This window comes from Amycolatopsis ultiminotia, assembly GCF_039536925.1.
GTDB lineage: Bacteria > Actinomycetota > Actinomycetes > Mycobacteriales > Pseudonocardiaceae > Amycolatopsis > Amycolatopsis ultiminotia.
Genome location: NZ_BAAAZN010000007.1, coordinates 116,260 through 129,944, shown reverse-complemented (window position 1 = coordinate 129,944; position 13,685 = coordinate 116,260). Strand labels below are relative to the sequence as shown.

Annotated in this window: 11 protein-coding genes and 1 riboswitch; of the genes, 4 read left to right on the top strand and 7 right to left on the bottom strand. The window is 71.1% G+C overall.

The features are described 5' to 3' along the window. Positions 1–125 precede the first annotated feature (125 nt). The 6 genes from ABD793_RS17820 to ABD793_RS17795 all read right to left on the bottom strand — a co-directional run bounded on the left by ABD793_RS17820 (position 126) and on the right by ABD793_RS17795 (position 8,267). Positions 126–998, bottom strand: coding sequence for a glycoside hydrolase family 18 protein (locus tag ABD793_RS17820; RefSeq protein ID WP_344861264.1), 873 nt, complete (start codon positions 996–998; stop codon positions 126–128). 854 nt (positions 999–1,852) lie between these two features. Then, positions 1,853–5,458, bottom strand: a complete 3,606-nt coding sequence (gene cobN, locus ABD793_RS17815) for a cobaltochelatase subunit CobN (protein WP_344861778.1) — start codon at positions 5,456–5,458, stop codon at positions 1,853–1,855. Positions 5,459–5,510: 52 nt separating this feature from the next. Beyond that, positions 5,511–5,590: riboswitch (cobalamin riboswitch) on the bottom strand. Between the two features lie 51 nt (positions 5,591–5,641). After that, positions 5,642–6,271, bottom strand: coding sequence for a hypothetical protein (locus tag ABD793_RS17810; RefSeq protein WP_344861262.1), 630 nt, complete (start codon positions 6,269–6,271; stop codon positions 5,642–5,644). Continuing rightward, positions 6,268–6,510, bottom strand: a complete 243-nt coding sequence (locus tag ABD793_RS17805) for a helix-turn-helix transcriptional regulator (protein ID WP_344861260.1) — start codon at positions 6,508–6,510, stop codon at positions 6,268–6,270. The genes ABD793_RS17810 and ABD793_RS17805 overlap by 4 nt, the downstream gene beginning before the upstream one ends. Before the next feature lie 6 nt (positions 6,511–6,516). Beyond that, positions 6,517–7,371, bottom strand: coding sequence for an ABC transporter permease (locus ABD793_RS17800; RefSeq protein WP_344861258.1), 855 nt, complete (start codon positions 7,369–7,371; stop codon positions 6,517–6,519). Continuing rightward, on the bottom strand, positions 7,368–8,267 hold the full coding sequence (locus ABD793_RS17795; protein WP_344861256.1) for an ABC transporter ATP-binding protein: 900 nt from the start codon (positions 8,265–8,267) through the stop codon (positions 7,368–7,370). Before ABD793_RS17795 ends, ABD793_RS17800 begins: the two co-directional genes overlap by 4 nt. A gap of 87 nt (positions 8,268–8,354) precedes the next feature. Here ABD793_RS17795 and ABD793_RS17790 point away from each other — a divergent pair, with 87 nt between their 5' ends. From ABD793_RS17790 to ABD793_RS17780, 3 genes are read left to right on the top strand one after another with little or no spacing between them, the layout of a single operon-like run. Next, entirely contained in the window at positions 8,355–9,470 is a 1,116-nt protein-coding gene (locus tag ABD793_RS17790; protein WP_344861775.1) for a precorrin-3B synthase, read from the top strand. Beyond that, entirely contained in the window at positions 9,467–10,090 is a 624-nt protein-coding gene (locus ABD793_RS17785) for a precorrin-8X methylmutase (protein ID WP_344861254.1), read from the top strand. The genes ABD793_RS17790 and ABD793_RS17785 overlap by 4 nt, the downstream gene beginning before the upstream one ends. Next, a complete protein-coding gene (locus tag ABD793_RS17780; RefSeq protein WP_344861252.1) occupies positions 10,087–11,598 on the top strand; it encodes a precorrin-2 C(20)-methyltransferase in 1,512 nt (503 codons plus the stop codon). The genes ABD793_RS17785 and ABD793_RS17780 overlap by 4 nt, the downstream gene beginning before the upstream one ends. Before the next feature lie 71 nt (positions 11,599–11,669). Here the strand turns inward: ABD793_RS17780 and ABD793_RS17775 are convergent, their stop codons facing one another. Beyond that, positions 11,670–12,425 (bottom strand): AraC family transcriptional regulator, encoded by a 756-nt coding sequence (locus ABD793_RS17775; RefSeq protein WP_344861250.1) that lies wholly within the window; start codon positions 12,423–12,425, stop codon positions 11,670–11,672. 54 nt (positions 12,426–12,479) lie between these two features. On the opposite strand from ABD793_RS17775, the gene ABD793_RS17770 reads away from it, so the two are divergent. Further along, complete coding sequence (locus tag ABD793_RS17770) at positions 12,480–13,682, top strand: MFS transporter (protein ID WP_344861248.1); 1,203 nt, start codon at positions 12,480–12,482, stop codon at positions 13,680–13,682. Positions 13,683–13,685: the final 3 nt, after the last annotated feature.

The window sequence follows — 13,685 nt, the reverse complement described above, 5'->3', positions numbered from 1 at the left end:
CGCGTGCCCGCCCGTCGTTCGTCCTGGGGTTTCTCGGCGGTTTGCCCCGATTCGTGGAGATGCCCGGCCCCGCTGCGGATTTCGCTGCTGCGGGGCCGGGTTTTCACCGCACTGCTGGTCTCGGCTCAGCCGGCCGGCGGGGTCGCGCCGGCGAAGCGGGTGGTGAATTTCGTGAAGTCCCAGTCCTTTTGGTCGACGTTCGAGCACACGCCGTTGTCCGTCGTGCCGACACAGGGGCGGTCGCGGTTCACCGACCAGAACGTGAAACGGCCGAGATGGTGACTCGTCGCGTAGTCGTACACGGTCTGGAAATCGGAGACGTTGAAAATCTCGGCGGAATCCGATTTACCGTTCATCCCGGAGAAGCCCTCGTGCGCGTACGCCGTGTCGCTGTCCCAGCCGAGATGGCTTTGGAGCAATCCGTGGAAGGCCTCCAGCGCCGAAACTTGGGAGTCTGCGCCGTTGAATCCGCCGTCGAAGGGCATGATGGAGAAGTTCGCCGGGCTGAACCCGATCGATTTTGCCTGGTCCAGCAGCTGTGTGCCGAACCAGCCGGTGCCGGCCGAAGTACCGGGCATGGTCACCGACACGAACAGTCCGGGATTGTCCGCCTGCAGCTTTTTCGCCGCGCCCAATTCGTTGGCGATCGCCGCAGTGTCCTCGTATTCGGGTTCTTCGAGGTCGAAATCGATGGCTTTGAGTTTGTATTTCGTGATGACCTGCTGGTAGGCCGCGGCGGTCGCGTCGGCGGTGTCGCAGGTCTGGCCGAGCTTCGTGCCTCCGTAGCCGCCGACGGAGACCGAAATGTCGCCGCCGTTGTCACGGATCTTGCCGATCGCGTCGGCGACGGCTGCGTCGTCCGAGAGCGCAGTGGTGCCGTCCCACGTCGGTGAACAGCCGCCGCCGTCGGGTGCGAGGATGAAGGCGAGCTGGAATGCCTTCTGTCCGGTCGCTTTCATCACGGCCACCGGATCGGGCGGGTTGTTGTCCTGCGGCATCAGGTACGGCGCGGACGCGTACCAGGCGGTGTCGAGGTCGGTTGTTCCGGCCTGCGCGTCGGCCGTGGTGGTCAGGACGCCTGCCGTCCCGAGCGCGGTGGCGGCTGCGACGAGGGTGGCAGCCAGTCTGCTTCGTTGCATCTGTCCTCCGGCGGTGGAGCGAGGGCGGGTGTCGGTAAGCATTGGACTAGACCATTGACAAGTCAAGGTGTATCCCGCAGAAATCGCCGAAAGGCGGGTGGGTTCGGGTGGTATGCCGGGATTCGAACCGTGGGCTTCACCTTGGCGGCGCAGCGAATCCCGGACATCCGGCCGCGGACCGCCGCCCCGACCGGTCCACCGCCGGCCCCGCGACGCGACGTCGGCGGGCCGTGGAGTGTGACAGGCGTCGGTCGGGTCGGACAGGCCCGCCGGTGCGGGTGCCGAGTACGGCGGCTCAAGCCGGTACTCGGCTCAAGCCGGTACTCGGTGTTTCGCGGGTCAGGTTCGCTTACCCGCAGCCGCCCGGAGTTCTCCGCCGCCCCGGGTACGGCGATGGGCCGCTGGCCGAGATGCCCTACCGGCGGGGCGGTCCGGATCGGGGACCTCGGCACCGACACGGACTTCGCGACTGATACCGGCGTCGACACCGGCTTCGACACTGAAATCGACACCGCCGGGCCGCGGCGTCGACACTGACCTAGGCACCACCGGTGCGGTCCGGACACCGCTCGGCCTCGGACACCGGCCCGCCCGGATGCCGCTCGGCCCCGGACACTGCCCCGCCCGGATGCCGCGTGGCCCGGATGCCGCCCGGCCCCGGCACCGCCGGTGCCTCGGGTCCAGCATTCCCGGGGCTTCGGCGTTGTCCGGGATCAGTCGGCTTCCAGGTCGCCTTCCAGGGTCAGGTACACCTCGCGCATCCGGGCCAGCAGGTCCGGGTCCGGGGTGGACCACAGGTTCCGGTCGGCGGCTTCGGAGAGGCGTTCGATGATCCCGCGCAGTGCCCACGGGTTGGCTTGGCGCAGGAAGTCCTGGTTGACCTCGTCGAGGACGTAGGATTCGGTCAGCTTCTCGTACATCCAGTCGTCGACGACGCCGGAGGTTGCGTCGAAGCCGAAGAGGTAGTCGACGGTGGCGGCGAGTTCGAAGGCGCCCTTGTAGCCGTGCCGGCGCATGGCCGAGAGCCAGCGCGGGTTCACCACCCGGGCGCGGAACACGCGGGCGGTCTCTTCGCCCAGTGTTCGGGTACGGACGGCGTCCGGGGTGGTCGAGTCGCCCACGTACGACGCGGGTGCGGTGCCGGTCAGTGCGCGCACGGTGGCGATCATCCCGCCGTGGTACTGGAAATAGTCGTCGGAGTCGGCGATGTCGTGTTCCCGCGTGTCGGTGTTCTTCGCGGCCACCACGATGCGCCGGTACGAGGATTCCATGTCCTCACGGGCGGGCCGTCCGTCCAGCTCGCGGCCGTAGGCGAACCCGCCCCACACCGCGTACACCTCGGCCAGATCCTTGTCGTCACGCCAGTTCCCGGAATCCATCAGCGGCAGCAAGCCTGCCCCGTACGCGCCGGGTTTCGAGCCGAAGATCCGCGTGGTGGCGCGGCGGGCGTCGCCGTGCGTGGCCAGGTCCGCGGCGACGTGCGCACGCACGAAATTCGCGGACTCCGGTTCATCCAGGCCGGCGACCAGCCGCACGGCGTCGTCGAGCAGGGTGATCACGTGCGGGAAAGCGTCCCGGAAGAACCCGCTGATCCGCACCGTCACGTCGATGCGCGGGCGGTCCAGTTCGGACAGCGGGACGGCCTCGATCCCGGTGACCCGCCGGGAAGCTTCGTCCCACACCGGCTGCACGCCCAGCAGTGCGAGCACCTCGGCCGCGTCGTCGCCGGACGTCCGCATCGCCGACGTGCCCCACACCGACAGGCCGACCGAACGGGGCCAGTCGCCGTTGTCGTCGCGGTAGCGGCGCAGCAGCGAATCGGCCAGGGCCTGCCCGGTTTCCCAGGCCAGCCGGCTCGGGATCGCCTTCGGGTCCACGGTGTAGAAGTTCCGCCCGGTCGGCAGCACGTTCACCAGACCGCGCAACGGAGACCCGCTGGGGCCGGCCGGGATGTACCCGCCGTCCAGTGCATGCAGGATCGCGTCCACCTCACCGGAGGTACCGGCGAGCCGGGGGACGATCTCGGTGGCGGCGAAGTTCAGCACGCGCTCGACCTCGGCGTCCGGCGCCGCCAGCACCTGCGCGACCACGGCGGGTACGGCGGACGGCGACCACGCACGGGCTTCCATCTCCACCACCAGCGACCGTGCAGTGGTCTCGATTGCGTCCACTTCGGACAGCGGAGCGTCGGAGTTCTCCTTCAGGCCCAACGCCGAGCGCAGCCCGGGTACCGCGCCCTGCTTGCCGCCCCACATCTGCTGGGCACGCAGCATGGCGAGCACCAGGTTCACCCTGGCCTCGCCTTCCGGCGCGGAACCCAGCACGTGCAGGCCGTCGCGGATCTGCGCGTCCTTGACCTCGCACAGCCAGCCGTCGATGTGCAGCAGGAAGTCGTCGAATTCCGCGTCGTGCGGGCGTTGTTCGACGCCGAGGTCGTGGTCGAGCTTCGCGGCCTGGATGAGCGTCCAGATCTGCGCCCGGATCGCGGGCAGTTTCGCCGGGTCCATTGCGGCGATGTTGGCGTGCTCGTCGAGCAGTTGTTCCAGCCGCGCCAGGTCACCGTAGGATTCGGCGCGCGCCATCGGCGGCACCAGGTGGTCGACGATCGTGGCGTGCGCCCGCCGTTTCGCCTGTGCGCCCTCGCCGGGGTCGTTGATCAGGAACGGGTACACCATCGGCAGGTTGCCGAGCACCGCGTCCGGGGCGCAGGCGGCGGACAGCCCGGCCGTCTTGCCCGGCAGCCATTCCAGCGAACCGTGCTTGCCGAGGTGTACCACGGCGTGTGCGCCGAACTCCTCCTCCAGCCAGCGGTAGGCGGCGAGGTAATGGTGGCTCGGCGGCAGGTCCGGGTTGTGGTAGATGGCCACCGGGTTCTCGCCGAACCCGCGTGGCGGCTGGATCATCAGCACGACGTTGCCCGACTGCAGGGACGCCAGCACGAGGTCGCCCTCGGGGTTCGCCGATGTGTCGACATACAGCGAACCGGGGGCCGGACCCCACTGCTGCTCCATCGCCTCGCGCAGCGATCCGGGCAGCTGGGCGAACCACTCGCGGTAGCGCGCGGCAGGCACCCGGATCGGGTTGCCCGCGAGCTGCTCTTCGGTGAGCCATTCCGGGTCCTGGCCGCCCGCTTCGATCAGCGCGTGGATGAGCGCGTCGCCGTCCGGCTGCTCGGTGCCGGTCGGGTCGACGCCGGGAAACGCCTCCGCACCGAGGTGGTAACCGCGTTCGCGCATCACCCGCAGCAGCTTGACCGCGGACGCCGGGGTGTCGAGGCCCACCGCGTTGCCCACGCGGGAATGCTTCGTGGGGTAGGCCGAGAGCATCAGCGCGATCCGGCGTTGCGCCGGTGGGGTGTGCCGCAGCCGCGCGTGTGCGAGCGCGATCCCGGCCACGCGGGCGGCGCGTTCCTCGTCCGGCACGTAGCGGGGGAGGCCGTCGGCGTCGAATTCCTTGAAGGAGAACGGAACGGTGATGATCCGCCCGTCGAACTCCGGCACCGCCATCTGGTTGCCCGCGTCCAGCGGCGACAGGCCCTCGTCGCCGGCCGACCACGTCTCGCGGTCGCTGGTGAGGCACAGCGCCTGCAGTACGGGGACGTCGAGCGCGGCCATCTCCGCGACGTCCCACGACTCGTCGTCGCCGCCCGCACCTGCTTCCGAGGGACGGGTGCCGCCCGCGGCCAGCACGGTGACCAGCAGCGCGTCGACCTTGCCCAGCTCGGCCATCATCTCCGGGGCACGCGTGCGCAGCGACGCGGTGTGGATCGGCAACGCCCGCCCGCCCGCGGATTCGACCGCGTCGGCGAGTGCGTGCACGAATCCGGTGTTCCCGGAAAGGTGGTGCGCGCGGTAGTACAGGATCCCGACAACCGGTCCGTCACCTGCGGAAGCGGGCCGCTCCAGCACACCCCACGACGGCAGCTCGGCAGGCGGCTCGAAGCCCTCGCCGGTGAGCAGCAGCGTGTCGGAGAGGAAACGGTGCAGCTGGGTCAGGTTCTCCGGGCCGCCCTGCGCGAGGTAGGCGTGCGCCTGCGCGGCGATCCCGGCCGGCGTGGTGGACAGCTTCATCAGCTCCGCGTCCGGCGTCTGCTCGCCGCCGAGCACCACGACGTGCGTACCGGACGCGCGCAGCGTGTCCAGTCCCTCCTGCCAGGTCCGGGGTGTGCCGAGGATCCGGACGACGACGATCCGCACGTCGGTGAGCAGTCCCGGCAGGTCCGCCGTCGGCAGCCGGGCGGGGTTGCCGAGCCGGTAGCCGGCCCCGCTCGCCCGTGCGCTCAGCAGATCGGTGTCCGAAGTGGACAGCAGCAGGATCACGGCGTTCCTCACTCGGGGTGTCCGCGCCCCGGGTCGTCGGGCACACCGGCGGGAGTTCCTGGCTCCCGGCACCCGCTCGCGCGGGTGCCGGTCACAGTGGCGGGACCGTCCCGGATTTCCACCGGGTTCCTCCGCGTGCCGGCGCGTGGTTCGCACTCACTCTCGCCGGGCGCGCAGGCCGCGTCAAGGTGACGGAATCCGCACCGCGGCGATCGGCCGTTCCGCCACGGTGTGCTCGCGCCGTGCGGTGACGCTCCAGGCGTATCCGGCGAACGCGCCGGTACCGGGGTCGGCGTGCAGCACCAGGTGCCCGTACCCGGCGCCCTGGCCGCCGGGGGAGCGGCTGTCCGGGAACTGCGGGGAGCTGCCGTGCGGATCGGCGGTGCAGTCCGCGACCGGGACCACGTACCGGTGCTGCTCGAATGGCCGCGGTGGTTCCCGGACCAGCACGATGTGGCCGGTGTTGACCGCCTGCCGGTGGCCGTAGTCGATCACCACCAGGTCGCCGGGGCGCAGGCCGGACACCGTGCGCACCGGCGTGAAGTACGGCACCGCGCGGCGGGCGAAGACCCAGCGGTAAGTGCGCGACGGCGGGCTCACCGAGCCGAAGTGGGTGGCGAAGAACTCGTCGTCCGCCCAGTCGTAGACCCGCTTGAGCAGCTGGGTCTGGAACGACGCGCACTGGGTGTGGTTGCGCCACCGCGGTGCCCAGCTGATCAGATCGGGTTCGCCTGCCGCCTTGTACCGGTTGTCCTCCGGCCGCACGTGGTCGATCAGGTCCTGCGCGGCCCGCAGGTGCGCGGGCCCGCTCACGCCGGACGGCTCTCGTGGCCGATCCGCGGGAACGGCGTGGTGGAGAACAGCACCTCCACGGCCACCTCGAAGAAGCCCGCGATGCGCAGCGCCAGGTGCAGGCTCGGGCTGTACTCGCCGCGTTCCAGATAGCCGATCGTCTGGTAGTGCACGCCGAGTGCCTCGGCCAGCTGGCGGCGGGAGATCCCGCGTTCCGCGCGCAGCACCGCGATGCGGTTGTAGACGTTCTCGCTGCTCACTGTGGATCACACACGCTGCAGTGCCCTTTCCCGCCGTGCCGCCACCGACGATCCCGATTCGCGCCGGGCCATCCGCCGGAGCACGACGGGGGCCAGTGTCATCCCGAGCACGGCCCACGCGAGCAGCACCCCGAGGGTCGCCGGCAGCCGCCACGACTGCCCGATCTCCGCCACCACAGCCTCCTCCGGCAGCAGTGACGAGCGCATGCCGAGCCCGAGCCAGTACATCGGGAACACCTGCCCCACGTCCTGCAGCCACGCCGGCAGCGCGGTGATCGGGTAGAAGATCCCGGAGATCGCGGTGAGCCCCGCCATCGGCAGCATCACCAGTGCCATCATCCGGGAATCGCGCAGCAGTGAGCCGATCACCGCACCCAGCGGCATGGTCGCGATCAGCCCGAGCGCGAGCACCCACAGCAGGTGCAGCAGGGACCACGCGCCGTCCGGGGCCAGTCCGTCGAACAGGATCAGGGCGGGCACGAGCAGTACGACGATGCCGGCCACCTGGGTCAGCGAGAACGTGGTGATCTTGCCGACCAGGTAGCCGAGCATGCCGTGCGGGGTCGCCTTGGCGCGCAGCAGCGTGCCGTCCTCGCGGTCGGTGATCAGCGTGCCCGCGATCCCGGACAGGCCGTTGAACACGATCCCGGCGCCGAGCACGCCCGGCACGGTCGCGCTGCCGAGCGAGAACGACGTGCCCGGCAGCTGCGAACCACGCATGAACAACAGCGCGCCGAAGACCAGCCCCAGGAAGACCAGCTGGGCGAACAGGTCTTCGCGGTTGGTCCACTGCTGGCGGAACTCGATCAGGCCGCGGCGGATCCCGGTCCGCGCGGCGGCTCCTTGCGCGGATGCCGTCATCGCACACCGACCACGCCGGATTCGGCCCGGTGCACGAGCTCGAGGTAGGTGTCCTCCAACGACGCCCGCCGGACCTCCAGGTCGGCGACCGCGTCGCCGTGCTGCTTGAACAGCTCGTACACGTACTTCGTCGCTTCCGTGGTCGAGTGCACGAAGTGCTGCCCGCGCACGGTCCAGCGCACCTCGGCCTCGCCGGCGATCTGCCGGCTCAGCTGGTCGGGCGAGCCGTCCGCGACGACCTGGCCGCCGCCGAGGATGAGGATCCGGTCGGCCAGTTTTTCCGCCTCGTCGAGGTCGTGCGTGGTGAGCAGGACCGTGGTGTCGGCGTCCGCGAGATGGTGCACCAGATCGTGGAACTCGCGCCGGGCCCGCGGGTCGAAACCGGCGGTCGGCTCGTCCAGGAACAGCAGCTCCGGCCGTCCGACGATGCCGATCGCCACGTCGAGCCTGCGCCGCTGGCCGCCGGAGAGCATCCGGATCTTCCGGTCCGCATGCTCGGTGAGCCCGACCGCGGCGATCAGCTCGTCGGTGTCCCACGGACGCCGGATCGCCCCGGTCGAATACGGCGCGTAGTAGGACCCGAGCAGGTCGAGCAGCTCGCGCACGCGCCATTTGCCGTGGTCGCGCCAGGACTGCAGGACGACCCCCAGCCGCGCCCGCCAGTCCTCGCCGCCGCGTGCCGGATCGGTGCCCAGCACGGACACTTCGCCTGCCGAGCGCATCCGGAAGCCCTCGAGGATTTCGATCGTGGTCGTCTTGCCCGCGCCGTTCGGACCGAGCAGGCACAACACCTCGCCGCGGTACGCGGTGAACGAGATGCCGTGCAGCACGTCCCTCGCGCCGTAGCGCATCCGCAGGTCTTCGACGCGCAACACCACTTCGCCGGGATCTCGCATCGGTCCACCCCCATCTTGTGAATGCAATCGAATGTAGCACATCTACTACATTCGATCCTGGGTCTGCTGAATCCGGTGCGGGTTACAGTGAGCGGCATGTCGCGAGTGCGCGCCGACGCCTGTCCCGGAGTGTTCGCCACGCATGACGCGGCGGACGGTCCGCTGGCGCGGGTCCGGTTGCCCGGCGGGGCGGTGACCGCGCAGCAGATGCAGGTGCTGGCCGGCTGCGCGCAGGACCTCGGTGACGGTGACGTCCATCTGACCTCGCGCGGCAACGTCCAGCTGCGCGGGGTCCGGCAGCCCGGTCTGGCGGCTCGGCTCGGGGACGCCGGGTTGCTGCCGTCGCCGACGCACGAACGCGTGCGCAACGTGCTGGCCTCGCCGCTCAGCGGGATCCACGGCGGGCTGGCCGACGTTCGCGGACTCGCCGGGGAACTTGATCGTGCGCTGTGTGCCCGCCCCGCGCTCGCCGGATTGCCGGGTCGGTTCCTGTTCGCCTTCGACGACGGCCGTGGCGACGTCGCAGCCGAGGGTGCGGATGTGTGCTGGCGCGCGGTCACGCCGTCGTCCGGGGTTGTTCTGCTGGCCGGTGTCGACTCCGGTGCGCACGTACCGCGGAGCGGCTCGGTGTCGTCGCTGCTGGCGGTGGCGCAAGCGTTTGCCGACGCGCGGGGTTCGGCGTGGCGGGTCGGTGAGCTGGCCGAACCGTCGGTGTTGCTGCCGGACGGGCCGCGGGAAGTACCGCGGGAGCGTGCGGTCCGCGTCGATCCGACGGTCGGCCGGATCGGGCAGGCGGTCGGTGTCGCGCCGCGCTTCGGACGGTTGACCGCGGAGCAGTTGCGGGTGCTGGCGGAGTCCGGCGACGCCATGGTCACGCCGTGGCGCTCGGTGCTGTTGCCGGCCGGGGCCGACGTCGAACGGCTGCATGAAGCGGGACTGTCCACGGATCCGGCGACGGCGGAGATCACCGCGTGCATCGGTGCGCCCGGGTGTGCGAAGTCACTGGCGGATGTGCGGGCCGACGCAGCCGTGCTGGTGCCGAGTGGGGAGCAGGTGCATGTCTCGGGCTGCGCGCGGCGGTGCGGACGGCCTTCGGGGACCCACCGCGACGTTGTCGCCGAGGGCGGCGGCTACCGTGTCGACGGGCGTTGGACCCCGGCGTCCGGTTTGGCGGATGCGTTGGCGAGAAGGGCACTGGCGTGATCGACTACCTGCGGGACGGGGCCGAGATCTACCGGCATTCGTTCGCCACCATCCGTGAGGAGGCCGACCTGGCGATCCTGCCCGGCGACGTGGCCGGCGTCGCGGTCCGGATGATCCACTCCTGCGGCATGGTCGACCTGGTCGAGGATCTGCGGTACTCGCTCGACGTGGTCGAGGCGGGCCGGGCCGCGCTGCGCGCGGGGGCGCCGATCCTGTGCGATGCCAAGATGGTCGCCAGCGGGATCACCCGCAAGCGGCTGCCTGCGGCGAACGAGGTCGTGTGCACTGTGGACGATCCGGCGGTGCCGGGGCTGGCCGAGCGGGCCGGTACCACGCGTTCGGCGGCCGCGCTCGAACTGTGGCGGGACCGGCTGCCCGGGTCGGTGGTGGCGATCGGCAACGCGCCGACCGCGTTGTTCCGGTTGCTGGAACTGCTTGCCGAAGGCGTCGGCGCGCCTGCCGCGATCATCGGGGTGCCGGTGGGCTTCGTCGGCGCCGCGGAGTCCAAAGTGGAGCTGGTGAAACGGGCGCCTGCGCCGTATCTGGTGGTGCACGGCCGTCGCGGTGGAAGTGCGCTGGCGGTGGGCGCGGTGAACGCGATCGCGAGCCCGGCCGAATGAGCGGGCGGCTCTACGGCGTCGGGCTCGGTCCCGGCGATCCGGAACTGATGACGGTGAAGGCGGCCAGGCTGATCGGCGAGGCGGACGTCGTGGCCTACCACTGCGCCCGGCACGGCCGCAGCATCGCGCGGTCGGTGGCCGAGCCGTACCTGCGCGAAGGACAGCTGGAGGAGCGGCTGGTCTACCCGGTGACCACGGAGACCACCGACCACCCCGGCGGCTACGAGGGCGCGATCGCCGACTTCTACGAGCTGAGCGCGAAGAAACTCGCCGAGCACCTGGATGCCGGACGGGACGTGGTGCTGCTGTGCGAGGGCGACCCGTTCTTCTACGGCTCCTACATGTACATGCACGAACGGCTGGCCGGCCGGTACCAGGCGGAGGTGGTGCCCGGCGTGACGTCGGTGAGCGCCGCGTCGTCGGTACTGGGGCGGCCGCTGGTGCAGCGGGACGAAGTGCTCACCGTGCTGCCCGGCACGTTGCCCGCGCCCGAGCTGGCGCGCCGGCTGGCCGACACGGACGCCGCGGCGGTGCTGAAACTGGGCCGTACGTTCGGTTCGGTCCGCGAAGCCCTTGCCGAAGCGGGAAAGCTGGACGACGCCTGGTACGTCGAGCGGGCGACCTGGGGACGGCAGCGGATCGAACCGCTCGCCGACGTCGATCCTGCGGCCGTGCCGTACTTTTCGCTGGCACTGCTGCCCAGTCCCGCTTATCAGTCTCGAGTGGACGGTGCGCCGGCGGCCGAAGCGCGGCCGGCAGCCGAAGGCGGCGAGGTCGTGGTGGTCGGGCTCGGGCCCGCCGGACCGGAATGGCTGACCCCGGAGGCTTCCGCGGAACTGGCCGCGGCGGACCACATCGTGGGCTACGGGCCCTACCTGGCACGGGTTCCGCAGCGGGCCGGGCAGCAGCGGCACGCGTCGGGCAACCGGGTGGAGGCCGACCGTGCGGTGGCGGCACTGCAGCTCGCCACCTCCGGTGCCAGGGTGGCCGTGGTGTCCTCGGGGGATCCGGGGGTGTTCGCGATGGCTTCGGCGGTGCTGGAGCAGGTCTCCGCCGGCCGCGGCACGGGCGTGCGGGTCCGGGTCGTGCCGGGGGTGACCGCGGCGCAGGCTGCGGCGTCCAGGGTCGGCGCACCGCTGGGGCACGACTATTGCGTACTGTCCCTTTCGGACCGGCTCAAGCCGTGGGAGATCATCGAACGCCGGCTGGACGCGGTCGGCGCGGCGGACCTCGTGGTGGCGCTGTACAACCCGGCGTCCCGCACGCGGGTCACCCAACTGGCTTCGGCCCGCGAAGTCCTGCTGCGGCACCGTCCGGCGGAGACGCCGGTGGTGGTGGCAAGGGACGTGGGCGGACCGGAGGAGGACGTCCGGGTGACCACGCTCGGCGGGCTTGATCCCGCTACTGTGGACATGCGGTGCCTGCTGATCGTCGGTTCGTCGAAGACGGTGGCCGAAACGGGTCCGGACGGCGCTTCGGTGGTGTGGACGCCGCGCAGCTATTCCTGAGCCGTTCTTCGCGCGCAGAGCAGCCGTTCGGCTTCGGCGAGGTGGTGTTCCGGCTCCGGATCCGGGCCGGCTCAGGAAGGTCCACTGTGGAGGAACGAGCCGGGGGTGTGCCCGAGGCAGCGGCGGAAGACGTCGATGAACGCGCTGGCGGTGGCGAATCCGCACAGCTGCGCCACTGACGTCACGGGCCGGTCTTCGGCGAGCAGGCGCAGTGCGTGGTACAGCCGCAGTTGCGTGCGCCATTGCGGGAACGTCATCCCGGTGTCGTGCCGGAACAGCCGGGTCAGGGTCCGGCCGCTCACGCCGACCTCGCGGCCCAGCGCTTCGAGGCTGCGGGAATCCGACGGGTCCTGCTCCAGCAGACGGCAGAGCGCGGCCAGCCGCGGGTCCCGCGCGGCGGGCACCTGTACCGGCCGCTCCGGGGCAGTGGCGAGCTGGTCGAACAACACGGCCCGCATTCGCCGTCCGGCGGGCGTCCCGCGGTCCCGGCCGAGTGCGGTGTAGGCGATCAGCAGTTCCCGCAACAGGGGAGTGACCGCGATCGCGGTCGGTTCGGACAGCTGCAACGGGCTGGTCTCCTGAGAGAAGCCGAACAGGTGCAAACGGGTCACGCCGTAGGCGCGGTGCGAATGCACGGTGCCCGCGGGAATCCACAACGCCCGGTGCGCCGGGGTGATCCACCGCGACCTGGCCGTGTGCACGGCGAGCACGCCGCTGCTGGCGTAGACGACCTGGTTCTCGTCGTGCCAGTGCGCGTGGACGCTCGCGGTGGCGGTCAGGTCCCGGATGTCAGTGGGTGCTTCCGGGAGATGGCGAGAATCCGACACAAATTGGCACAATAGCGGAATCGGTAAGCCCTCGGCCGGTCCGACGATGGCGGCATGACGACAACCACCGATTCCCCGGCGCCCGCCGGCGTGTCCCGGTGGCCGATGGTGCTGCTGGCCGTCGGGCACGCGGTCGACGATCTCTACCAGGGCGCTGTCCCGGCCATCGTCCCGTTCCTCGTCGCCGAGCGGCACTACGGTTATCTCGCCGCGTCCGGTATCACGCTCGCCGCGACCCTGCTGTCCTCGGTGGTGCAGCCGCTGTTCGGCGTGCTGACCGACCGGCGGCCGATGCCGTGGCTGGTCCCGCTCGGCATGACCGTGGCCGGTGCCGGTATCGGCCTGTCCGGACTGGGCAGTTCCTACGCGGCCACCTGGCTCGCGATCTGCCTGTCCGGCCTCGGGGTTGCCGCCTACCACCCGGAATCGGCCCGCATCGCCCGCCGGGTCGCTGGCGCCGGGCACGTCGGGATGAGCTGGTTCTCCCTCGGCGGCAACGTCGGGTTCGCGCTCGGCCCGGTGCTGGTCACCCCGGTCCTGCAGGCAGGCGGGCTCGGCGCGAGCCCGTTCCTGGTGCTCCCGGCGGTCGCCGCCGGACTCGGCACGGCCATGCTGCTGCGACGGCTAAGCGGCCCGCGGTCGGCCGCTCAGCACACCGCGTCCGCGGGGCGGGACGACTGGCGCCGGTTCGGGCTGCTCACCGTCGTGGTCATCGGCCGTTCGATCGTCACGTTCGGACTGAACACGTTCCTCGCCCTCTGGGTGACCCAGCGGGTCGGCAGCAGGACCGCCGGTGAGGTGGCGCTGGTGGTGTTGTTCGGGGTCGGCGCGCTGGGCACCCTGCTCGGTGGCGTGCTGGCCGGGCGGTGGGGCCGGATCCGCACTGTGCGCACCGCCTACGCGCTTTCGGTGCCCGCGGTCGCCGCCGTCGCGCTGGTGCCGGGCTACGCGGTGTTCCCGATGGTCGCGATCGCCGCGCTGACCCTGTACGTGCCGTTCTCCCTGCACGTCACGCTCGGCCAGGACTACCTGCCGAACCGGCTCGGCACCGCGAGCGGGGTCACGCTCGGCCTCGCGGTCAGCGTCGGTGGCATCGCCGCGCCCGCGGTCGGCGCGATCGCGAACGCGACCTCCTTGCAGTGGGCACTGCTGTCGCTCACGGTGCTGCCGGTCATCGCCAGCCTCGCCGCCCGTGGCCTGACCGACCCACCGCAGCACGGCCAGGTCCGTCCCCCGGAGCCGACCGAGGCAGCGTGAGCA